18 protein-coding genes are annotated in these 23,732 nt (G+C 36.6%); 7 read left to right on the top strand and 11 right to left on the bottom strand.

Going from position 1 to position 23,732, the window contains the following annotated elements:
• Positions 1-110: 110 nt before the first annotated feature.
• The gene (locus IE867_RS08455) at positions 111-1,775 is read left to right on the top strand and encodes an SGNH/GDSL hydrolase family protein (protein ID WP_192484290.1); all 1,665 of its coding nucleotides are present in this window, start codon (positions 111-113) and stop codon (positions 1,773-1,775) included.
• 83 nt (positions 1,776-1,858) lie between these two features.
• On the opposite strand, the gene IE867_RS08450 is transcribed toward IE867_RS08455, so the two are convergent.
• The 3 genes from IE867_RS08450 to IE867_RS08440 all read right to left on the bottom strand — a co-directional run bounded on the left by IE867_RS08450 (position 1,859) and on the right by IE867_RS08440 (position 5,543).
• The gene (locus IE867_RS08450) at positions 1,859-3,286 is read right to left on the bottom strand and encodes a hypothetical protein (protein WP_192484289.1); all 1,428 of its coding nucleotides are present in this window, start codon (positions 3,284-3,286) and stop codon (positions 1,859-1,861) included.
• A 236-nt stretch (positions 3,287-3,522) separates the two neighbouring features.
• Entirely contained in the window at positions 3,523-4,884 is a 1,362-nt protein-coding gene (locus IE867_RS08445) for a hypothetical protein (protein WP_192484288.1), read from the bottom strand.
• Between the two features lie 23 nt (positions 4,885-4,907).
• Positions 4,908-5,543 (bottom strand): DUF5617 domain-containing protein, encoded by a 636-nt coding sequence (locus IE867_RS08440; protein WP_192484287.1) that lies wholly within the window; start codon positions 5,541-5,543, stop codon positions 4,908-4,910.
• Positions 5,544-5,818: 275 nt separating this feature from the next.
• Here IE867_RS08440 and IE867_RS08435 point away from each other — a divergent pair, with 275 nt between their 5' ends.
• Positions 5,819-7,072 (top strand): metallophosphoesterase, encoded by a 1,254-nt coding sequence (locus IE867_RS08435; protein ID WP_192484286.1) that lies wholly within the window; start codon positions 5,819-5,821, stop codon positions 7,070-7,072.
• A 10-nt stretch (positions 7,073-7,082) separates the two neighbouring features.
• On the opposite strand, the gene IE867_RS08430 is transcribed toward IE867_RS08435, so the two are convergent.
• Entirely contained in the window at positions 7,083-8,219 is a 1,137-nt protein-coding gene (locus IE867_RS08430) for a hypothetical protein (RefSeq protein WP_192484285.1), read from the bottom strand.
• Between the two features lie 449 nt (positions 8,220-8,668).
• On the opposite strand from IE867_RS08430, the gene IE867_RS08425 reads away from it, so the two are divergent.
• On the top strand, positions 8,669-10,090 hold the full coding sequence (locus tag IE867_RS08425) for a S8 family serine peptidase (RefSeq protein WP_192484284.1): 1,422 nt from the start codon (positions 8,669-8,671) through the stop codon (positions 10,088-10,090).
• A gap of 386 nt (positions 10,091-10,476) precedes the next feature.
• Positions 10,477-11,274, top strand: coding sequence for a DNA/RNA non-specific endonuclease (locus tag IE867_RS08420; protein WP_192484283.1), 798 nt, complete (start codon positions 10,477-10,479; stop codon positions 11,272-11,274).
• A 61-nt stretch (positions 11,275-11,335) separates the two neighbouring features.
• Here the strand turns inward: IE867_RS08420 and IE867_RS08415 are convergent, their stop codons facing one another.
• On the bottom strand, positions 11,336-13,189 hold the full coding sequence (locus IE867_RS08415; protein ID WP_192484282.1) for a hypothetical protein: 1,854 nt from the start codon (positions 13,187-13,189) through the stop codon (positions 11,336-11,338).
• Positions 13,190-13,458: 269 nt separating this feature from the next.
• On the opposite strand from IE867_RS08415, the gene IE867_RS08410 reads away from it, so the two are divergent.
• Positions 13,459-15,006 carry a hypothetical protein gene (locus IE867_RS08410; RefSeq protein ID WP_192484281.1) on the top strand — a complete coding sequence of 516 codons (1,548 nt, stop codon included), beginning with the start codon at positions 13,459-13,461 and terminating at the stop codon, positions 15,004-15,006.
• Here the strand turns inward: IE867_RS08410 and IE867_RS08405 are convergent.
• The 5 genes from IE867_RS08405 to IE867_RS08385 form a co-directional block, all read right to left on the bottom strand.
• Positions 14,978-16,291, bottom strand: a complete 1,314-nt coding sequence (locus IE867_RS08405; protein ID WP_192484280.1) for a sensor histidine kinase — start codon at positions 16,289-16,291, stop codon at positions 14,978-14,980. The genes IE867_RS08410 and IE867_RS08405 overlap by 29 nt on opposite strands.
• Positions 16,272-17,015, bottom strand: coding sequence for a response regulator transcription factor (locus IE867_RS08400; protein ID WP_192484279.1), 744 nt, complete (start codon positions 17,013-17,015; stop codon positions 16,272-16,274). Before IE867_RS08400 ends, IE867_RS08405 begins: the two co-directional genes overlap by 20 nt.
• Before the next feature lie 292 nt (positions 17,016-17,307).
• Entirely contained in the window at positions 17,308-19,014 is a 1,707-nt protein-coding gene (locus IE867_RS08395) for an AAA family ATPase (RefSeq protein WP_192484278.1), read from the bottom strand.
• Between the two features lie 277 nt (positions 19,015-19,291).
• Complete coding sequence (locus IE867_RS08390; RefSeq protein WP_192484277.1) at positions 19,292-21,187, bottom strand: hypothetical protein; 1,896 nt, start codon at positions 21,185-21,187, stop codon at positions 19,292-19,294.
• A gap of 40 nt (positions 21,188-21,227) precedes the next feature.
• Positions 21,228-21,776 (bottom strand): GNAT family N-acetyltransferase, encoded by a 549-nt coding sequence (locus tag IE867_RS08385; protein WP_192484276.1) that lies wholly within the window; start codon positions 21,774-21,776, stop codon positions 21,228-21,230.
• A 223-nt stretch (positions 21,777-21,999) separates the two neighbouring features.
• Here IE867_RS08385 and IE867_RS08380 point away from each other — a divergent pair, with 223 nt between their 5' ends.
• Positions 22,000-22,662: a hypothetical protein gene (locus IE867_RS08380; protein WP_192484275.1), complete on the top strand. Its 663-nt coding sequence runs from the start codon at positions 22,000-22,002 to the stop codon at positions 22,660-22,662.
• On the opposite strand, the gene IE867_RS08375 is transcribed toward IE867_RS08380, so the two are convergent.
• Positions 22,659-23,390 carry a hypothetical protein gene (locus IE867_RS08375; RefSeq protein WP_192484274.1) on the bottom strand — a complete coding sequence of 244 codons (732 nt, stop codon included), beginning with the start codon at positions 23,388-23,390 and terminating at the stop codon, positions 22,659-22,661. The two genes, IE867_RS08380 and IE867_RS08375, sit on opposite strands and share 4 nt — an antisense overlap.
• Positions 23,391-23,607: 217 nt before the next feature.
• Here IE867_RS08375 and IE867_RS08370 point away from each other — a divergent pair.
• The coding region (locus IE867_RS08370; protein WP_192483753.1) for a transposase at positions 23,608-23,732 on the top strand (125 nt) is incomplete at its 3' end.

Below are 23,732 nucleotides of genomic sequence, written 5' to 3'. Positions count from 1 at the left end.
TATGATCTTTGCTGCGGACTATCGGATGCAGGAGGCAGCAAATTACAGAGGTTATGCAGATGTTTTTAGTTTGGCGTTTAGATATAATTTTTGATAGAGGGTAAATACAAGTGTTTCAGTGCAAAAAATTAAGTTTTATTCCCATCGTTATTTTACTATCTGCATGTGGCGGTAGTGAAGGAAACGGTGATTCAGTCGTTGGGATGACAATTCATTCAGCAACAGACAATGTTATTCATGCAGATCTTAATGCGCATAATTACAAAGACTTTAAAATAAGCTTATCCAATCCGAGCATTAATGGCATCGGTCAGCTAAACTCCTATGATGTCAACATAACTCAATCCAATCCAGACGCTGGGTTTAGTGTTGATTTAGGAACGTGTGCACAGACAATACACGATGGGGAGAGCTGTGTATTTAGTTTAAAATATGCCCCGGTAGCTAGTGAGCAATACAATCAACAAGAGACACTGACAGTATCCGTGGGCAAAATGAAACAAACCTTGACGATTAAAGGAGACAAATCGCATCATTTTGTCGTGTTTGGCGATAGCTTATCAGATCAAGGTGTGCAAGATCTATTCCCAAACTTAGTCAATGCGTTACAAAGATTCGCGCCCCAATATATCAACAAATGGCCTAAGCTTGCCAATGCCAACAATAAAACAGCAAACTATACTACGCTCGGCGGGGAAGTATGGGCTTCAAGTTTAAGTAAATTATTGGGGCAGTCCTTAACAGCAACAGGTGCGAATAATGTAAACTATATTAAGCCTGTTAAAATTGCATATCCTGCTTGGTATGCCGGTGTGAATTTAATTTTATGGTTTCGTAGTGCGGCCATTGACACTCAGAGTGCTACATTAAATGGCAATAATTATGCGCAAGGCGGTGCAACAACGACATGTGCAGGTATCAATTTTATTGTAGCAAAATCATCGTTTGACATCTTCCCTCAACAATTTCGCCCACCAGGCAATGTCCCTTTGTATATGCCGTTACCAATTGGTCCAGTGCCAAAGAAAAACGGGGAGACGTTATATAGCTGCCCAAAAGCCAGTGGCGATAATGAAAATCTACAGTTTGTATATGATCAATTAGAAAAAGAAAATCAGATCGATAGCTATCTGAAAACGATGCCGTTTAATGTTGCCACTGGAAAGTATGAAGCTGACCCTGATAAAGTCTACATTTTATGGGGTGGGGCAAATAACTTACTTATCGCACTGAAAAAAACACCTAGCCCATCAGCCACTGAAGTCTCCCATGCAATGAAGCAAGCTGCCAGTGATATTGTTTATGATGTAGAGTATCTCGCAGCGCATGGTGCTAGAAAATTTGTCGTGTTGTTATTACCAAACGTTGGCTTGACGCCATTGGCGATTGCAGCAGGCAAACAATCTGCTTTAGAAAAAGCTTCTGTTGCCTATAACACGACACTGAATAATATGTTAGGCGCATTACAAAAGCAGGATTCAACTATTAAAATTGTGCCAATAGATGTGTTTAATTTAATGAATGATATCGTTGCAAATTATGAAATATCGGTGCTTGGAAAAAATTATCAATTTGATGATGTGTCAACGCCTGCGTGTACGCAGTCTCCAGTAACTCAAGACAGTCCATTGACAGCTTTAACCAATTCTGCATTACTTTGCACACCGCAAGCGAACAACAAAAAACATCTATTTGAAGACATGCTACACCCAACAGCGGCAGCACATCAAGTGATTGCTGCAAAAATAGCTAAAGCAATGGAAGCTTTTGACTAGTGCTACAGCTTTCTATATTGCAAGATATTTTGCCAACAAGGGACAAGCATTTTATATGTATAACTTCAGTTATTTATACATCATTACTTACTCACATTAGCATTAAGCCCTTCAAGAACACGATAAATGACATAATCATAAGCCTCTGCTGCCGAAACCTGCTTTTCACTACGCTGATTAATCAATTTTTGATAACTCTTAGCGCCATTAACTAATAGTTCAGCAACTTTATTACCTGAGCTCGCAAGTGCTTCCATCTTATCAAAGTCCAATAAGTTTACTTGCTCAATGGCCTGTTGCTGACCTGAAAATACTTCAGTGGCAAAGAGCACTGTTTTCATCGGCTCTTTTTCTAAAACATTCTTTTTATATAGATCATCAACTTGATCTTTAGAATTTTTCACCGTTTCAAACCCTTGATGTACGAGGTCTTTTGCTTTAAATACGGGACCGGTGCCATTGGCTGTATCTTTAGCTAATTTCACCAGATTATTTGCTATTGTGAAGTGATACAACGCGATCGCATAGCCTTTGACATCCCACTTATTGAGTGCCTCTTTCATCTTAGCACTTTCGGCATCTCTTTTTGCGCGCAACCCAGGAAGCTCTTGTTCTGCCTTAGCCTGTAGACGCTCTGCCTCTTTATCAACCTGATCAACCGCTTTTTGTAAGTTTTTAACTAATTCATCCATTGCAAGATTCGCACCATTGTCAATTGACTGATGTATATAATCAGCAGCTTCAGCTGTTTTAGCATCAGCAAACTTCTTAAACTCGGCGATAAGCTGAGTCTTGTCAACAGGTTGAATATTAATAATTTGTTTATTGATGATGTCATCTAACACGCTAACATAAGTATATGGCAAATACACTGATGACGTGATGATCTTAGCATACTGTGCGTTAGCATCTTTGACACCTGCCAACTCAGCAGCTTTGATGATCGCAAAGGTATTAGTAAAAACCTGCTGATTAACAAGATCTAACTGCTTTTGCGAAGATTCTGACTGCACAGTTTTCGCATCTCGGTTTGCCTTATCTTTAACTGTATAAACAGCGTCAACACTATTAGCTAGATACTCACTCAATTGTTCTAACTGTTCAAGCACCTGAACATCAAAACCTGTTTGATACATTTGCTGCAATTGATCACTTACCTTTTGATATGCATTCATCACATTTTGAACATTTTGATCACTGATATATGCATTGTAAGCTGATTTAATCTTGGTAATATCCGGCTGTATTGAAAAAATAATTTGCACTAATTTTGCATAATCGACATCACCTGTACTAACCATTTGCACAATACTTTGTGCGCTTGCTTTGAGATCATCAAATGCAGCGTACTCTGCGTTGTTATTCTTTTGAAAAGATGTATTTAACGCAAACTCTGTATTTGCATTTACACTTTTTTGAAAAACTTCCTTGGATACTGGGTTAGCCATAACTGAACCACTAAATCCTAAAATCATTAACCCAACAACACTTTTTTTAAGCATAACTTTCATTTTCTCTTTCTCTCCTCAATCAGATTAACACACAACTAACAACTAAAAGTTTTTGCTGTTAGACATCGCAATAGTAATAATCTAAAGTGACAAAATAGTAGAGAATTGAACATTTATGGTTACTATGTCCGAAATAAGCGATATTTTTTCGACACCTTGAAGAAAATAGTATGCTCATAAATTTTGAAAGCTAATCGAGAATATCAATGGTTATAAATTTCAATCAATAAACGCGACTATCTTGAGAAGTCAGGGTTGCTATTTGACGACGATGGGGCAAATATTTTCATCTCTACATTTTTCTCATGGCGACCTAGCTTAGAGAACTCGTCTTTATATCCGTCCAAGAACTCGGACTGCCATTTAACATCCGCTTGTTTTACAGCTTCAGTTTCACTACTTGAAAGTTCTTCAAACTCATTATTATCAGACTTGCTATTGTTAACAATACTGTTACTCTTCTCTTTGTTTGAGTCATTTTTAGCATCCAGATTAACACCATCTTTTATAACAATAGCTTTGTCCATTTTAAACAAGCTAGGGTCAAAGTGTTGTGACAATAATTGACTATACGAAGCTACATTACAAGGATCCTTACCATTTAGTAACGCTGCCGTCCAGATTGCAACATGTCGTGTGCAGTCTCCTTGCAATGGCGCCTGTGTATTCATATATATCATTTCAACATCATCAGTGCCAAAATTGTATTTCAAATTCATGATAAGCTCATCATATTTTAATGGGTCTAATGAAGAACTCAATGAGTTAAGTATTCTTATTTTGGCTGGTGTATTTCTATTATCAATGACAGATAAAATAGCATGACTGTTATTCGAGTCAACCGTAGGGTATAGCATCAAAGCTTTTTTGTTTGCAAATATAGGTAATAATTTATTTTCATCAACCTTGTTGAGCCCCGCAATAAGAAGAGTGCTCCCATTATTAAAAAGCTTGGAACCATTATTCGCCTTAATAAATGCATTTGTATAATTGGAATTATCATCACCCTTCCCATTATAACTGATATATCTTTTACTGCTATCAAAAGCATTTGACACCTTATTCATAAGTGAGAGATTATTCAGGCTTTTAAAGGGTTCTTGTGATGCTTTAAATTCTTTATTCAAGCCATTTATGATCAGATCATATTGATTAGATTCATTTGGACTTAGTTCTGCTCTTTTATGCAGAATTTTATTATTTTCATTATCAGTTGTTTCAAAATAGAGAGGGTAACCTTTTTGCCTTCCTACCAAATTTGAGAAATAACTAGCTCCACCTCTAATCTCAAGCCTTTCAACACCTGATTGTTTTAATAAATTATTTAGCTCTTCTATTGTAGTGGGCTTAGCAGATACACCCTTATGCTCACCATTCATTTGTTCATCTTTACTGGAAAATAATTTTTGTTGAACTAAGTCATTATTCAAAATAGATAGCAATTCTGCTTCGGAACAGCAAAAGTAATCTTGCTTACCCTTCTTCTCCCAAGAGCCCTTTACAACTACGCTAAAATCTACCTTCGTTGTTGTTCCATTTTTTGTTATGTATAAATTTATACTATTAATTTCTGTTGGAGCCATATTATCCATATTCATATTACTATCCTCTTTTTGTTCAGTTAAATAACGTTACTCACGCCACCATTGTTTGCATCAGGCATTTTTTTAAACATTGACTCTAATGCTTCTACTCTTGTATTTAACTCACCATGCTCGTTTAATTTTGCCTCCCCCTTTAACTTACCTTGGAATTCCTTCAGGTTTTTCATATACTGATTCAAGTCTGTCACCGTTTTATTATCTTCCACAAACTTGCCAACCTCTATCGCATGATGTCGCCAGTGACCACTAAATAAGCCTTTAATCCCTTGACCTCTATCACAATAATCTTGCAAATATTTTTCTACTTTATCCTTAGTTAACTCACCAGTTGTAACTTCATTTTTCAACTTTGATTCACTTGTATAAAAATCTATACCATAGTTAACAGCTTTATCAAGTAATGCATTAGCTGCAACCCCTGCAGCAAATCCAGCAGGGCCGCCAAAATTCTGAGCCACGCTAAATGCATAGTGCCCTGCGTTCTCGATCGCAGCGGTTTTAGCAACACTGCTCAAGATTCCAGTTGTTGCCCCCCAAAGATATGAAACTGCACTACGCGTTGCTTGAGCAGCATATGATGGCAGCACGACATATCCAGCAACCGCACCAACAGTTGAAGACACCCCATATTTTGCATAATCAAATAACCCCATAAATTACCCCTTTCCTTTTTTATTTTTCAAATACCATGCCAATCGCAAACCATTTTATGATAAGCATATTAATCACAATATAATTTGTGATAAATGCAGAATACTATGGGCTACCGATAAACAACAATACCTCTCAAAACAATCGGACATTATGATGAGTGCCATTACAACTCGTAACTATTTCGCGTAAATCTACCTGATACATAGCATATAAACTTTGATACAATGCGCACGCTTAATTTATTAATCTGGTTTAACAATAAAGAGGATAATTGATGCGCTATTTTTGGTCTAGACATAAGATAATTTTTGCTGCAACTTTAAGTTTGATCGGCATTCATGCCCACGCTGCAAGTAGCTTACCATTTCTGGTCATTACAGACATACACCTCAATAAAGATAAAAGTCCCATGCAAATCATGCCAAGCGGCTATAACCCAAATAATGATCTTGATCTTAAGACTTATCAATCACTTGTCAAAGAAACGTCCCGAGCAATTAAAGATAATAAAATAACACCGCCAGAATTTATTCTGCTTTTAGGTGATTTAGTAGGACATGAGGTAAAGGGGCAGAAAATCAATCGCATTGACTTTGTTGAACAAAACCAATTGAGCGTTTTTCGCACTTTAAAACATAACTTCCCTGATACGCCGATCATCAATGTATTTGGCAACAATGATGCATATGATCAGAATTACGGCAACTATAGCTATAGCGATGACAAAACGCACCAAACATACAGCGTATATCATGCAATGCAAAAGTCTGGGTTTAACAATGGTTTTTTATCCTCCGGAGCGTTATGCAACAATCAAAACGTATTCCCATGTTTAGTTAAGAATCAAGAAAACAAAAGTGGTGGCTATGCTGTCATAAAATTAAAACAAAAACTTGAGCTTATCGTTTTGAATAGTGTCATGTTTTCAACTGAAAGGGCGCTAACTGAAAAAGCGCAACATGAGATTGTTAAACAACTGGAATTTCTTAAGAGCACACTTAAGAAAGCAAAAGACAGCCATAGTGAAGTAGTCATTGCCATGCATATTCCTGTGGGCAAAAACTTTTATGATGGCAGCTATTTCTGGCATGAGATTATCACTGAATTATTTCTAGACACCATCAGACCCTATGCAAAGACAATTATTGGCATTTTAAATGGTCATACACATATGGAGGAGTTTAAAAAAATTGACCTATATGGGCACATTATTGGTCAATATACTACTGCAGGCTTGTCTACATCTCATGGCAACTTGCCTTCCGTTAAACTCTTTAAACTGACACAAGGTGATCAATGGCAGCTAGATAGTTACCAATCCTATCGCTTTACTCAAGATAAAGAGTCAAATATTAATATCGAAAAGTTTTATTCATTTGATCAAAGATATTGCCAGATTCACCAATCAAATAGTAATTGTCTGCGCAATATCACATTTGAACAAATATACCCTGAGTTAACACTCAAAAATCCCAACTATATGCATTATAAACACACATGCAGTGAGCAATGTTTTATCATTAAATAAACTCGCGACCCTACTCCGGGAAATATACAACCAGACCATCAGACAGCGCTTGTTTGCGCATAGCCTGAGCTTGTGCTTCCACGTTTGCAATGAGCTTTCGTACTTCTGGTCGTTGCTGATAAAGCTGTTTTAAAAAGTCTATTGCCTTTTGGCTTAGTATACTTTGACCCCATATGTCCTCACGCTCAAATTGCCTATAGTATATATTATTGGCAATTTTAACGTTATTTAACTTCAGTCCTCTATTGAGTACTTTCTTAACCAGAAGAATAAGATAGGCATTATCATCAGATACTAGTGAGCATAACTGGCTTTTATCTTCGGGCTTAGTAATATCTGCAGCAACTTCGAGAAAGCTTCTAATACACATGCTTTTAAAGCACGAGATTTTTTTCGCTGATACATACTCTGGTGTTTTTATCCTAGCATATAAACACTGCTGACTTAAAAGCTCAAAAGCCTTAGCATGCTGAGGCTCTTGATAAAAATCAACCACATCAATTGGGCTTAAGCGAAATGCTTGATTTAAATCAATCTCATCTAATTCATACACACTATCCGTTGGACAGGCTTCAAGAATATCTAACAAGTCCGTCACAACCTCATGAGAAATATATTTAGTAATTACCAAACTATAATGGATTTTCTTTTTGTGTAACAATAAAATTTTTGACTGCGAAGCTGTACTATCTTTAAACACTGCTACCTGCTGCCAAAATCGCAAAATCTGGTCAGTGCTGCCTTTTATTTGAATCTTATACTTCATACTGTAAGGATAAGCATTGATAAATTCCCGTGCTTTTGTCTCAATATTACCTTGAGAGAGCTCAAGCAAATGATGATCCGCTAACTCATCAATGCTACTATTTACTGTATCTTGTAGGTGTTTTCTGATGGCTGATGATATTTTTTTTCCTTCCTTTCCTTTGACATTATAAGCAAAATCAACTAACAATCTTTCTCTACTTGGGTATTGCGAAAAGTTGATAAAATTATTTGGGGAATAGCCAATAAACTGTAATACCTTCTGGTAAGTATTGACCTTCAAATTCAAATTGTACTTTTGATCTTTAGCCTCTAGAGCATATGCCGCATTTAAAAACACACCTGTTGATAAAATCAAAATATTAACGATCCATGTTATCATTTTTAGTTCCCTAGCTTTATAATATTACCTAAATACGCTGTCTCGTTAACTCTAGCAGAAAGATAGGATTTTATATACACCCATCACAAACCATTTTACAGAGTTTCTTACTTTGCAACTAGACACCGTAAAATGGTTTACTATGGGTATAGCCATAAATTACTGAAGGCATACTGAACTTTTGCAGGTTACCGGCGTCCTTGAAACAAACTGATTAATGCAGATACAGTTATAAGATGACTATAGCACTTCATGCTAATTATTATTAAAGATCACTCGACGCATTAAGGAAATGCGCGGTGAATCATGTCTTAGGTAGAAGGGTTACATCAACTAGTCCAAAATGCCATCGTGTTTTACAAAGTCAGTAAAAGCAGGGTGGTATACATAAAGTAATTGGTTTAGTCCTGCCCCCTAATATTGCAAACTCAAAAGAAGGAATTTGAATCATGCTGAAAACACTTAGCTTAGTCACCTCAATTGCTGTGATCACCAGTCAGAGCTTATATGCAATCAATGATCATTATAAGGCACTCTACAAACAATCAGAAAGCACATTAAATAGCAATCGTGATGATTATCATCAGATTATTTCAAATACTAAATTATATGCTTTACCCGTAGGTGAACTTGATCATGCCACAGCACTACCGCTAAAACGCAATACTACCTCTGAGTTCAATCTCTCATATTATGCCGATTTACAATGGTCGATGTTTAAACCTAACGCCGGTATTATGCTTGATCAGATTAATCCTAATTATGCATCTGGGAGTCAACATGAAGTTATTGTTGCAGTGATTGACACAGGGATTCCTTATCATTTAAAAGTTGATCTTAACGGTAAGATTAAAAAGCTTCAGGGTCGTCACTTTTATGTCGATGAACCAACACTTGAGCATTCTGACTCATCCCCTGAGCTTACTGCCCCTATTATAGAAGAGCAAAAGCGTAAAAAACGCAAAAACCAAAAGCATAAGCGTTCTGAAAGCAGTGATGCCGCATTAAATGAAAATGATCAAAAACCCATACTCTCACCATTAATTGTCGATAGCAACATTATTGACAGAGGTTCATATCATGGCAGCCATGTCGCTGGCATAATTGGCGCCAAAGGACCATATATCTCAGGTGTCACTGGTTTTGACAACAATATTAAAATCCTGCCAATTAAAGCACTTGAGGATAATGGCTCAGGCAATACCTATGCAATACTTGAGGCAGTGTTATGGGCCTCAGGCTCTCCAAAAGCACAAGCAGGAATAAATCCTAATCCAGCCAAAGTCATCAACTTAAGCCTTGGTATGTCTCGGATTGGTGGCAATGAAGATGGTTCAGATATTAACGAATTAGTTTGGTTCTTACAAATTATGCCAACCATGTGCCACGCTTGGGAGCAAGTCGTTGATGAAGTCAACAAGATGGGCTCCACTGTTGTTATCGCAGCTGGCAATGATGGTCAAGAGCTATGGAATGATATTCCTTCAGGTTGCCCAAATCTTAGAGCCATTATTGTTGAATCCAGCGGCTCTACTGGAGAAAAAGCCTATTACTCAACCTATACAAGTGACAATTGGTTTACAAAGTCCACTGTTGTGAGAGCGCCTGGAGGAGACGCTCAACTAGACCCTGAAACAGGTAAGATATTATCACCAGTCAATGGTCGCTATGCCTATTTCCAAGGAACTAGCATGGCAACTCCCCATGTCTCAGGCATTGCGGCTTTGTTATATCGTATTAACCCAGATATTAATTACCAGCAAGTTGCGAGCATTCTTTCTCGCTCATATCAAGACAATGGTGTAATCAGTGCCAAATATGCCGTTAATTTAGGGCAAACTGAACTAAAAAAATTAAGAAGCTTAGACTAATCACTCAGATATAGATCATAACAGGCAAAGAGATAGTTAAAACTCAACTCATGACTCACAAGAGTTACTAAGCATGTTGCTACAAAGGATTAGTAGCAATCCCCCACCCCAAGGATGGGTTAAACCATATTGTATTATCAATTCGAGTTATTAATTGGAGTTACTCACTTTAGAAAAAACTATGATTTTATAAACACCCCGTCAGCCTACGGCTGCCACCCCTCTTGAAAAGAGGGGAATTAGGTAGTGTTGATTTTATATTCCCCTCTTTTCAAGAGGGGTGCCGAGCTTGCGAGGCGGGGTGTTGAAATAGAAAAAAGTCCGTAACTTTAGTTATTAAGGAAAAGCCATCACACACCATTTATGCCTACAAGGAGACTATATTTATGAAATTTCAGCACTATGTTTTTATTTTACTGATTGGTTTTTTACCATTAGTCAATGCCAATGCAATCACACAGACTGATTCACTATCATGCCAGTATATCAGTGAGAATTGCTTAAATAATTGTTGCCCAACAGGAACAATGTTTCAAAACATATTTATCCCAAGAGCAGCTTATGCATTGAGTAATAATGCTAGCACCAAATTTGCCGATTGGGTTGCCTATCGCACACTCAAAGGAAATATTGGCAAACAAACGAAAAGAAAATGGCACCAAGACCCCAAACTAAACAAAGCTGATACACTCTCACCGACTGATTATAAAAGTGCACATGCAATCCTTGGCTATGACCGTGGTCATCAAGCACCGCTTGGGCATTTTGGTAATCTATCAAAAGAAATATGGCAAGAGACAAATTACCTTTCCAATATTACGCCACAAAAGTCCACGCTTAACCAAGGTCCATGGCGAGATCTGGAGCTAAAAGAACGCGAATTAGCACAACAGGGTTACGACTTGTATGTTTTAACAGGTCCGTTATATGAAGCATCCATGCTGCCATTACCTTATGCCAGTAAACGCCATGATATACCTAGCGCATACTGGAAAGTTATTGCCATACAAGATCAAGGAATTACCAAACTCTCTGCCTTTATCATGCCACAATCAGCAAACAAGAAAGATGACTTTTGCAGCTATCATGTGCCTCTTGATGAAGTTGCAATGCGTTCGCATTTAAACTTATATCCATTAACTGTAAAGAATACTGAAACATTGGCTCATGCGCTTAAATGCTGAAGTTAAATAACTCACATAAGGAAAAATTTGACATAGTTTGATAAATATTCCCAAATAATCCCTAGGGATTGGGGGATTTACTTGCTACAGTTTTATTAGGATCAACGTTTTTAAAGATTTCATTCATTTTATTGTCATTTTGATCATATTTTGCAGTGAATTCTTTCTTCATTTTTTTGAGGGTACTCTTATTGCTGTGTACCTTACTAACATAGTCTTTGATCGCACTATCTGCCTTTTTAATGTGATCATTTAACTTATTAATTAATTCATTACCACTTTGTTTGATCTGTTTATTTTCAGTCTGACTATTAACTATGTCGTTTAAACTCTTATGCGCGACTGCCATAGATTCTTGGGAATTAGGCATTTCTTGATTTTTCTTATTCTCCTTGCCAACTTCATTATCAGGGAATTGAATGCCATGCTTTTTTGCGAATGCCGTTAACTCCTCATCACTTATTCCATAGTCATCATTTCCTTGAGAAGACGCTTCAGACTGTATATCCTTTTCTATTTCATCCATGAGAGTGCTTTCTATATCCTCTAACGTAAAATATGCCTGATCACTACTTTTATATGGTCTATTTGGTATAAACTTAGCTATTAAACCTTTTGCGTCCGCACTTTTTGAGTCTTCACCTAACAAGTAATCTCTTAAATCTTTATTTCCATCCTTATTTAACTGATTAGCTAATCGCTTTGCTGTTGAGCTTGTCCGTATGCCGAAACCCGTATTTTGAATTAAACGAGCGATGCACTCTTTAAATTCAAGCTCAGTTAATGCCTCACCATCTTTTAACATTTTCTCAACTGATTGAATCAGTTTATTTTTAGGCTCGTTTGTACCTGAAAGAGCATCCATAATTCTTTGCTGCTTATCTATATTCTTTGAGCGCTTACCTACGACTGCTATAGATTCTTGGGAATTAGGCACTTCTTGATTTTTCTTATTCTCCTTGCCGACTTCATCATCAGGTAATTGAATGTCATCCTCTTTTGCGAATGCCATTAACTCCTCCTCATCACTTATTCCATAGTCATCATTTCTTTGAGTGGGAGCTTTAGGCTGTATATTATGCGTCATAAGGTGATTAGCCTTTGGCGCACTAGTAGGATCGTTCCTCATTTCTTGTTTTGGGCTAACTGCGAGAAGCCTGTCAAGCTCATCAAGGTCTTTTCTATATTTATTTTGTTGATCACTTAACTTAGAGTCAGGTTGTAATAAATCCCTAGCCTCAAGTTTAAACAGTTCCTCATCGAGTTCATCAAGCGCTGCATCTAACTCTTCATCTGATGTATCAATCTCGTAATTTCTCACCGCTTCTTTTTGTTGTTTTACATCTAAAGCTACCCCCTGATCGCCCACCTCAAAAGTAAAATTTAAGGGATCATCAGACTGGATATTGAACTTAGCATTAGGCTTTACATTGAGGTGATTCACGCTTTGAGCATTAACATCATTACGCCTTGTTTCTTGTGTTGAACTTTCTTCATAGCTCATTTGTGGTTTATTTTCTTGATCGTCGCTAGTTTCTCTTTTTATCATACTTATCTTTGACAGATTATCATTTAAATAATTACAAAATGACTCCTCTTCCAGCAATCTGTTAATATTATTCTCAACATCCTGACGAGATGCATCTGAAGTTTTGACGTTCACACCATCAATTTCAATTTTATTTTTACAAAACATATCGAATGAATATGTTACTTTACTATTACCGATATCTATAGCTATTCGTTTCTTTTGCATGAAGTCTTTAAAATCTTTTAAAACTGCTGCATCACTTGATTTGAATTGCGTTGCAAATTTTTCCTTCTCAACAATAAGATCAATAATTAACTCTTTATTTCTTTTAAATAGATTACGTGCTACCTCTTTATTAGCTATTGCTTTATTATTTTCATTCATAACAGACCTCACTTATCAAATGTCAACTCACTTTAGGTTCTTAGATTAAATCAGCAATCAAATTATTATCACAACCTATAGCGTGGATAGACAATACAAACCATATATAAACGGACTAAAAAGTCTTATCAGATCAATTCTTTTCTAAACAATGCAAATTTTATTAGGTGACAATTATCAAAACGTCCAAATTTAAACCAAAAATCTTCTCTGGAACTGATATTTCTATAACATATATTCAACAATCAAATATACAAAGGCAAATTATAATGACTAACATTATCAGTAAAAGTCTTACCTATAATGATATACCAAAGGTATTAGGAAACACCCAAGATCGTATCAAAGAACTAACACAGCACTTAGAAGCTAACCCATCAATAGATATCCTTAATCAGTTGTTAGTTATTCACACAGAAGCTAATGCTTCAGATGATACTGACAAAAGTGCTATCTTTAAGGATATTCCAAGAATCCAGTTTTTAGCGGGAAACGACGAATCAACATTAGATCGCTTAGAGCAAATGCTCTATAAATATACGCTATCCAACAATAAGCCTAGCTTCTTACAAGGAAAATTTGAGGGGCGATTTTTTGAGGGAATATTTAACACTGTAATCAGCTTACTTGAAGCTCAAGAGAATGCAGATCAAGCTAACGATAACCCTTCTGCTCACATCGAAGCGATCAAAAAAAATTGTTTGACCTATAGCTATATTAATCACAACAATAAACTATGTTCAATTACACTTTATTATCATCCTGATAGTGAGGTTCAGGCTAACCAAAATCACATTAAACTCAAAGGGTTCACGCTTATTCATACCCAAGATTGCTTATCGAAAGATGCAAGCATTGATATTTTCGAGCATGCCGCCGATGACTTCACCACTGTCATTGATTATGTATCACATCCAAAAAATAATAAATCAGAAAATATCGCTGATAACCAGCAAGTCTTTGAACAAATAAAACTGCTATTACCTGAACATTTTCACCAGCAGTTAAAGCTAGAGGATAATATGTTTACCCTTGAGCGAAACTTTGAGGCATTAAAATCACCTGAAGCATTAACTATCCGAGATTGGGAAAACAACTATGCTATTTTTCATCAACTCATTAAGGATGTTCCTGATGCTTGGAGTTATTTACAAGACAATAAACTATTACAACAATCAGTTATAGCACTTGAAAAGCATCAGCTACTGAATAAGGATAGCTTTCTTCAGATCCGTGAAAATGAAGCAATACAACAAAAAATCAATCAAACTACTAAAAGACAAAAACTCGAACTACTGTTAATTCAAGATCATTTTGCACAACTGAGTGCTAAGTTAATAACAAATAACCAACAGGAACTGAACCAAGCTTATAAAACGCTGTACAACAAATTATGCAGCTCAATAGAACAGCCTTTGGTGTTTGATGATCAAACATGCTATCGCAATCCAGATGAAAGCTTACGCCTATTACGCGGACTCAATCATGTTATCTCAACACTCAATGATCGAGAGAAGACAGCTGCTGATAAGATTTCTGTATTAAACGATTATGAAAATGATGCAAAGCAATCACCCTACTTTAGTAATATCTATGCGGATATTGTCAAATTTCTAACAACCGCAACCTTGATGATTGCAGGTTCGATTATTGGCACAATCGTTGGTGGAATTCCTGGAACAATTGTTGGCGCTGCTCTTGGTCTGAGTATAGGTATTGCTTTGAATAAGCCCATTGATAAGCTCACCATATTTAAATCAGAAAACAGTAAAATGCTAGATGACATCATTACGCGGGCAAGTGATATCGCCAAATAAAACAAATACTCAAACCACCTTGCGTGGAATTAGTTATCTCAAGCTTTATGTCATTGGCTTGCAAAATCGTTGCAACAATGGATAGCCCTAAGCCAACACCTTTGATTTGTCCTTGATGTGCCGTGCGCGCATGATCAACACGATAAAATGGCTGACTTAATTTATGCAACACCTCCTCTGGCACACCACTGCCATTATCAACAAACTCAAGCCTCAGATATTGTGCCTGTCGATAAAGATTAACTTGAAGCGCACTTGCGTATTTAAAGGCATTGTCGATGACATTACTCATCGCACGCTTGAGTGCTTTTCTTTGTGAGCATACGAATACCGGCTCATTTAAATCACTTGTTAGCACAATATTATGCCCATAGAATTGATAATCCATACACTCCGATTCAATTAGATCATAAAGATCAATCCATTGCTTTGTCTCCTGGTCATGAACCTGACGTGTGTAACGCAATATTTGATCTGACATATAGCGAATATCGTCAAAATAGCTTTGTATCTTATTGTGTTGCGTATCACTTAGTAATGGCTCTAAATACAATCCTGCTTTTGTTAGAGGTGTTTTTATATCATGCGAAATAGCTGCTAACATTTGGGTTTGATTATGTAGCGATTTTTCAAGTTCATTTAGCACGTCAATCATCAACGTTCGCGCATGGTAGATATTCAATGGCGCAAAAGAATGCACCCTAACATTCAATGGTAATTTCAATTTTTTTGCAATATAGGCTATATGTAGCAGAGCATGCGTCATGCGCTGTGTAAAGACGATAAATATGAGTAATAGTGATATCAGCAGAACTAAAAATATCAATGTCAGCAATAATAAATACTTATGTGCCCCGCCTTTAAAGGTGAAATTTAAGCAGTTTTTTTGCTGAGATAAATCACTAAAACAAACTGATAAATAATAGTTTGCTAAGATACCATGACCTAAATATTGACTTAGATTCTCTTCTAAGTGACGATACATTTGATCTGGTTGGATCATTTTAAGATTTTGCCAATTAAGCCAAATGATATTGTTATACTTAGGAGTCGATGACAAATCACTGCTAAAAATCCAGCTATCTGTTTGATGCTGACCATCACAGCTAGAAATATTCTGAGCTTCCAATAGCTTCATTACCATGACATGTAATGCTTTTTGCTGCTGTCGCTCTAGATACTGTCGATATGTTTCGATGGAAAGTAGTAAACTCACTGCAAAGAGTACCGCGATAGCAGTAACAAAGCACCAAGAGGATATATATTTAAAGCGTAGTGGATTCATTCACTGACATATATTTAAGCTGTTGAGAGTGCGTCACTTCAGGCAAAAACATATAACCATAACCCGACACCGTTTTGATAATACGTTTATCTTCGCCAGTATCACCAAACTTCTTTCTAATACGGCTAATCGCAACATCAATGGCACGATTATAGCCATCAAACTCACGATTATATACAGCTCTGATTAACTCATCTCTCGAGAGAATTTGCCCCTGATGTTGTATCAAGGCAATAAGCAATTTATACTCAGATAATGCTAACTCCTTAACGCGCATCTCTGGTGAAACCAAATTTTTCTCAGCCATGTCAACTGCCCAACCATTAAATAATATATAGCGCACATCGACCGATTTACTATGTCCGTAATGACGCAGTGCTGTTTTAATTTTCGCTAATAGCAACTTACTATTAAAGGGCTTGCAGATATAGTCATCTGCACCAAACTCATATGCCAATACCTCATCGATTAACTCGCTAGAAGCCGTTACCATAATTATCGGGGTTTTATACGATTCATGCACCCGACGGCAAAAATCAATCCCACTCTCACCAGGCATCATGATGTCAAGCAACATCAAATCAGGATGATGTGTTTTAATCGCAAGCTCGGCTGAAAGAGTATCATGCGCTCTTCTGACAAGATAACTTTCTCTTTTTAAGATCTCAGCCAGTTGACTACAAATTTCTTTGTCATCATCGACGACAAGAATCACTTTAGACATCACATCACACCTTACTATGTAAACTCAATTTAATTATCTGAAACAAATTACTAACTTTCATCACTTTTACGTATCCAAATGAATCTAAAAGATTCAGAAGAATCATTTACAAGCAATATATCAATACTAACAAATTAAAGATCATACTTAGGGTATCTTAGCCTAAACCAGACACTTTGATGACTATTGCTGTTATTTTTCACTCTATACCGCTCGTAAATCATTTTGCGGTGTTCAGTGTCGAAGAAATTTTTGATAATTTTGGGTGATTGGGTTGCAGTTTTGCACAACATCACTGCCAATAATGCTTAACCACAACCTGCTTATGATTAAATGCTAAACCTAGGCACAGGATCCGTTTGACTTGTGGCTGTGCTGTTAATTCAGCAATATAGTTTTTGTGACGCACTTGTGCTAAGGCTTTATCGGCTAACTCATTTAGGTTTTGGCTATTATCTTCTTTGGCATGCTTAAACTCCATAACAATGCCTAGGTCATTTTTAGGATTATTTGCTAAGGGATATAACAACACATCAGCAAAGCCAAAACCTGACTCACGATTAGAATGCACAATATACGTTGATCTTAAGGAAGCAATTAGCCCCAGCACCAACCCATGATAAAACTTCTCCGCTGTGTAGCCGGTATCTCGAACGCTTAAGCTTTCGGTTAGGTAGGTATTTAACTGCTGACTAAATTCATCGACTCTGCCATAAACTAAGTTATCTAAAAATGACTGGTATTGCACACCCATGCGCGTGTTAAACCAGAATTTAAAATAGTAATTTAACAAATGGACAATTTCGATATTGGGTAGGCGCACAACACACTCATATAATAAGCCATCCGTCGTACTAACCTTCTCTGTTGTTAAATATCCTGCAAATAGCAAAAGACTCCATAAACTACTGCTTTGATAGCTTAGGGTATCATAAGTCACATGACGATCAATCACCACTTCAGCTGTGCCATACTCCATCAACTTAGTTAATGCCGGATGCACATCTTCACGAAATTTTAATAACAAAGTCTCAATCATTTTATTATTTGAGGTATGTATCCAGTAATCGTCAAATTGACCTTCATTGCTTAAACAATTTAGAATTGACCATGGATTATAGATCTCAAGACCTGCAAAGTTATAACCGTTATACCATTTTTTGGCATTCACTTTGTCGGATTCTAAGCCTTGGGTTTGGTATAATTCATCTATATCTAGCTCCCTAAACCCAAAATACTCACGGTATTTCGTATCCAATATAGTATAGACTTTTAGATTATTTAAGCCCGATAACATACTATCTTTGGAGACACGTAAAATACCTGTCATCACCCCTTTATGTAAAGCATTATTGTCTTTAAAGGTGTTACTCATTAAATTACGCATTAAAGGGGTTAGTGCTTCAATATAACCCTCGATATAAGCCGCATTTAATGGTGTGTCATATTCATCAAGCAAAACGACGACTCGCCGCTGATAATGTTTATAAAGCAGCTGACTAAGTAGGCGTAGACTTATGTCAATTTTAGACGCGCTGAAGGTTTCCATCTCAAGATAACTTCTAAATTTTATTTTATCTATCTCATCTAACTGCTCAGATTGCATAAGCTCACGGTGATTTGCAAAAACTTCTTGTAGTAGAAAAGATAACTGTTCCTGCGCTGTTTCATAATCACGTGCTTTGATATCTTTGAAGCTGATAAAAATCACCGGATAGTTACCTTGGTAGGTTTTAAGATAAAAGCCATTATCTTCCTTAGCAATCGCGAGATTGTCAAATAGTCCAGTCGTTTCTGTGAAGTCAACTTTTGAGGCAAAGAAATGATGCAACATCGACATATTTAAAGTTTTGCCAAAGCGTCTTGGTCGTGTGATTAAAATTACTTTACTTGTATCCTCAATAATATCTTTAATAAACAAACTCTTATCGACAAATACAGCATTCTCAGTAATAAGCTCAGCAAAATTAGACGAACCGATATAAATTTTCTTAGGCATGGCAGCAATATGCTTTTATAAAAATTATTTAGCGATAATAGTAACGATATATAGGCGAAATTGCCATGACCGTTGTCATTATTTTATGTGGTTTGCAGATGCCCTTAGTAACGAAATCAAAAATAAGTTGAGTGTTAATTACCCCTTACCCGTGCAGCTTAAGCCGCACGAGCAATCCCTCAAGAGGAGAGAGTATTAGCTGATGCTCAGGCATCACTTCGACTGACACTCAGGGGATGGTGAGCACTTGTGGGGGAGTATTAAAACCGACATGGTTTTATGAAGGTTGCACACTGGATTCAGAAGATTCTACCTGAGTTTTGAAAACGAAATAATCATTCTTATTGGACTCAGATTTATTGTGATTAAAGCCTTCTGCCTTATCCTTACCATGCAAAACACCCCTTAAATCCCGCTGTCTAACTCTACCATATTCTTCATATTCCTTTTGCACACCTAAATATTCGCGCAACATCTTACTACTTTCACCATCTTTACTAAGATTCCCTGCTAAGGTTTCTGCTGTTGAGCTTCCCGTAAACATTCCTGTGTTTTCACATAACTTTTTCAGTCCTTGCTTAAATTCATCTGGTTTAATTTCCCCATGCTTATTAAGATGATCTTTCATCGCTTCTAACATGCCTGTTTTAAGTCCTTTTTTATCGTGATAATTATCACCAAGCATATTTAGGATAAGGCTCTGTTTTTCTACCTCATTTAACTTACCTGTTAAATCTGGGACTTTAAAATATGTCTCACTTTTTTCCGCTTGGTACTGGTTAAAGCTATTATTAGATTTAGAAAGAGCATCTCTTATGTCTCTTTGACTGACATGGTTATTAGCATTTTCACGCTGACCAAGTATATAGCTACGCATAGTTTTATTATCGGTTAGCTGATTGGCTAACAGTTTAGCTGTCGTACTTCCAGTCAAGTTCCCCGTATTTTCACATAACTTATGCACATACCCTAAAAACTCATCTTTGTTAAACGCACCCCACTCAAGGTGTGCTTTTATATCCGCTATCATGCCACCTTTTAGATTCTTATCATCTTGTCCGCGACTTTCAATAACTGCTATAATTTCCTTTTGCGCTTTAAGGTGAGGATTCTCAATGCCTAATGCTTTTTCTTGCTGGTTTAATGAAGCTTTTTTAAGGTTTTTAAAATCAATACCATACAATTGTTGATCTATGTTGACCTTATTGAAAAACTGACTCGTTGCCTGAGCGTTGTCAGAGTCCTTACTATTTATTATCGTTTGCAGTTTGTCTTTGATACCTTGTCTGACTCCTTCACTGATATCGTCGTTACGTTGCGATATATTCTGATAATTATTTTTATCTATTTCTCTTAAAGTTGCATTTATATTATCCAGATCACCGCCAGACATAACTTTCTTACCACCAATGGCATTGGTATCTATCTCCTTTTGATTATTACTTCCCATGACCGTCTTGTTTAAATGTTCAAGTACATCGTCTGACGATTCTTTATACTTATCAGGCTGTACGAGTTTTTCATCTAAAGGAATTAGAGCTTCTCTATTTGACTGCTTTTCAGAGCCTCCATCCGGTTCATCTAAACCATTTTGCTCTTGGATAATGCTACTACTTTCATCTAACGATTTCTGAAAAGCTTCTATTCTCATTGTTCTAAGAATGTCAAGATACTTTTGATTTTTTTGATCCCGAATATACTTATCTTGTAGGATCTGTACTCTGCCTAGCCTTATTTCGGCTTCAGATAAACCTTTTTCAGAATCCCCTATTGCCTTTAACGCAGCTAAATCCTTAATAACCTCATCTATTAAAATACTATCAGTTGACTGATCAATCAGAATTTGATTGTTATTTTCTAGAATTGACCTAGCTGACTTTGGTACTTGTGGCACGGGTACTTGTGGCACGGGTGGAGTGCCTACTCGCCCTGTTTCAGTTTGAGGTGAGTTTTTCCTGTCACTTCCTACTTCCTCTAACCTTTTTGAAGTATTAACAACGTTATTTTGCGATTGAGAGGCACTATTAGTATCATGATCATCAAATTCACCTGCATCTTCAAGATCATCCTCGCTATCGTCGTCACTTTCTTCAGGTATATCATGTTTGTGAAGGGCTGCATACCTATTCATAAGAGCCTTCTTTAGGTCATCACTATTCTTACTTTCTGCCATAATTTATCTCCTTAGATATTATATTAACTCTATCTGGTTTTTAATGATTAAATGATTTACTATTGACACACTTAAATCCCATCCTGTTATACAAATTCTGCGCTTGATAATTCCAACCCCTGACTCGTAATAACATATTGTGTACATCACTTTGATTGTGAACATATCTTCGATATAAGCGGACGATAACCCCCTGTGCGTAACCGCGATTTCTCATGCTTTTTACAATCACAAGATCTCGCAGCCACACACTGCCCCCACAGCATTTTAATGAACACATTCCTACGGTTTGATTATGCTTATTAGTGAACATATAAAACTTCACATTTTTATCATTTGCCAAGTCATTTAAAGTCTCAGCTGCATCATCCAGTGTTCGTGCAAAACCTTCAGCATATGCTTCAATCAACATCAAGGGGACTTGCTTTCTCGCCATATTAATCAGGCTCAAGCCACGCATATTATGAGTACTCTGCGGCATATTGCTTAGCATCATCGTAATAATCAGCTGATCATTATTCGTTTTATCCGTTTTATTTGTTGCTAACTGTACTTGAGTTTGCGCTGACATCGTTACCATTTGCTGCATCTTGATTAATCATGTAGCCAATCTAACAGTGGACAAGCCTATTTGCCAAGACTCACCCTTTATGTCGGACAGATTGATGAGTTTTTATTGCTATGATTACTCTCATTACCTGCAAATGGTTTTAAATCGTCAAATTGTCCATACTACATCACAATCCTTGCTTTAATTCAGGTTATAGCACGATACTTTAGTAAGTTGTACTAAACCAAACATAAGGAGCTATATGATGGAAAATATTGCTGTAGATAATATTGTGAATGCTGTGTCCCAAAACGCGCCCAAGCTATCTGAAAATGAAAAATCATTTATTAAAAGCGCTATTAGTGAATGCTTTGATATTATGTTCGACTTACCAAAACAACTAAAAGAGCACAAAGCGTTAAAAGAACAACTCATCGAAACATGCCGGAAGCTGTGTTCTCAAATACCTCACGAACAATCATCAGATAAAGAAAAAATCGCCAAAGCACTGGAAAGTCAGCTAAAGGGAAATAACCCCCAACTGTATGAAGAATTAATGAATTTATTTAAATCTTGTGAGGACAATTTCCCTAAGCTTAGACCATCATTGGCTGAATTACGAGAACAAAGCAAATTGTTTGAATTGTCAAAGAGGATGCAGCCTTATCATTATTTTTTCTCGGCATTAAAACTGGCACTACTCATTACTGCCATTGTTCTATCAGCATTTGCTGCTCCCGCTTTTCCCATTATTGCTGCGGTGTCTGCGATATTGGTTGCATTTATTGATAAATTTATCAAACCTTTGATCATGCTAAATCAAGAAGAAAAACTATCTACAGATGAGGCGAACTCAATATTTTCAAATTCATCAACAGGTGCTCCCCTTAAGGACAGTCAACAGCGAATGAATGAAAATAATTAGTCTTCAACATTATCTCCACGCTTTATACAGCAAAAACAATTCAAAATAGCTGATAATTTAGAACTAACATTGATACCATTATTATCACTATCTTTAATTACTTCATCTTGTGGCATGAGCGCATTCTTTGCATTATACCCATAATTGAAGCGCCTTTCTTCATATGAGTTTCGGGCATCTTCGTCTTCTGCATCTATGCATTGAAAATCATACTCATTATTATAATTATTTCTTACTTCTTCATTCAATAAAGATGACTGTGAGACAGTCATCTTATTTTCTAGATCTGGACTACATCCGACAAACTGTAGGTATTTTTTTTCTCCATAAAAACTACTCTCAGTGAAGATTAAAGTATATTGTTTATCAATATTCATCGGCGCAAAGGCTTTACCTTCTCTACTCATATAATACCCCCCGCCTATTAATGAGACTAACTCAATATTCTCTATACACGGAGACAATGACGAATTATAGGCGAACATAACCCCTTGATAGCCGATCTGCTTACTGTCTTGCTTTTTTAATTTGAGCGTTGTTTGCGTAAAGCTCGTCTTTTGCTGTGATTGATTTTCTGCGTTTACACCCATCCACATTGCATAGCCACCATCACAGTGCGCAATAATTTTATCGATCGTAGATGAATAGGCAATATGCTGAGATGAAAACAAAGACAGTAAGACTGCCACCAATAGTACTTTATATTTTTTAAAACTGATATCGCTCATAATTTCTAACAAATCCACATTTCAAGTGATGTGCACGTATTATCGTAGACGATTAATCATAATTGCCAGTTACCAAAATTAATTAATTGTATCTTAATATATCAATCACAACATTGAGCTAATAATACTATAATACTCCCCATATTTTGGACCACAGTTAGAGACACAAAAAGCGTCTCAAAAATGTTAAACTGTGTGCCAAATTAGGAGGTAACAAATGCCAGCTAAGAAGAATAAAAGCTATACAGCAGAATTTAAAGCCAAGGTTGCTTTGGACGCGATAAAAGGCGATTTAACGATTAATGAGATTTCCTCAAAGTATGGTGTGCATTCAACGCAGAT

Source organism: Cysteiniphilum marinum, assembly GCF_014857925.1.
GTDB classification, from domain to species: domain Bacteria; phylum Pseudomonadota; class Gammaproteobacteria; order Francisellales; family Francisellaceae; genus Caedibacter; species Caedibacter marinus.
The sequence above is the reverse complement of the archived record's forward strand: the minus strand, read 5'-3'. Positions and strand labels throughout refer to the sequence as shown.

Bases quoted from the DNA above. Each gene is read 5' to 3' on its own strand.
- IE867_RS08410 (WP_192484281.1), top strand. From the start codon at position 13,459: ATGACTAACATTATCAGTAAAAGTCTTACCTATAATGATATACCAAAG.
- IE867_RS08420 (WP_192484283.1), top strand. From the start codon at position 10,477: ATGAAATTTCAGCACTATGTTTTTATTTTACTGATTGGTTTTTTACCA.
- IE867_RS08375 (WP_192484274.1), bottom strand. From the start codon at position 23,390: ATGAGCGATATCAGTTTTAAAAAATATAAAGTACTATTGGTGGCAGTC.
- IE867_RS08440 (WP_192484287.1), bottom strand. From the start codon at position 5,543: ATGGGGTTATTTGATTATGCAAAATATGGGGTGTCTTCAACTGTTGGT.
- IE867_RS08385 (WP_192484276.1), bottom strand. From the start codon at position 21,776: ATGCAGCAAATGGTAACGATGTCAGCGCAAACTCAAGTACAGTTAGCA.
- IE867_RS08390 (WP_192484277.1), bottom strand. From the start codon at position 21,187: ATGGCAGAAAGTAAGAATAGTGATGACCTAAAGAAGGCTCTTATGAAT.
- IE867_RS08380 (WP_192484275.1), top strand. From the start codon at position 22,000: ATGATGGAAAATATTGCTGTAGATAATATTGTGAATGCTGTGTCCCAA.
- IE867_RS08435 (WP_192484286.1), top strand. From the start codon at position 5,819: ATGCGCTATTTTTGGTCTAGACATAAGATAATTTTTGCTGCAACTTTA.
- IE867_RS08425 (WP_192484284.1), top strand. From the start codon at position 8,669: ATGCTGAAAACACTTAGCTTAGTCACCTCAATTGCTGTGATCACCAGT.
- IE867_RS08450 (WP_192484289.1), bottom strand. From the start codon at position 3,286: ATGAAAGTTATGCTTAAAAAAAGTGTTGTTGGGTTAATGATTTTAGGA.
- IE867_RS08445 (WP_192484288.1), bottom strand. From the start codon at position 4,884: ATGAATATGGATAATATGGCTCCAACAGAAATTAATAGTATAAATTTA.
- IE867_RS08415 (WP_192484282.1), bottom strand. From the start codon at position 13,189: ATGAATGAAAATAATAAAGCAATAGCTAATAAAGAGGTAGCACGTAAT.
- IE867_RS08395 (WP_192484278.1), bottom strand. From the start codon at position 19,014: ATGCCTAAGAAAATTTATATCGGTTCGTCTAATTTTGCTGAGCTTATT.
- IE867_RS08430 (WP_192484285.1), bottom strand. From the start codon at position 8,219: ATGATAACATGGATCGTTAATATTTTGATTTTATCAACAGGTGTGTTT.
- IE867_RS08400 (WP_192484279.1), bottom strand. From the start codon at position 17,015: ATGTCTAAAGTGATTCTTGTCGTCGATGATGACAAAGAAATTTGTAGT.
- IE867_RS08405 (WP_192484280.1), bottom strand. From the start codon at position 16,291: ATGAATCCACTACGCTTTAAATATATATCCTCTTGGTGCTTTGTTACT.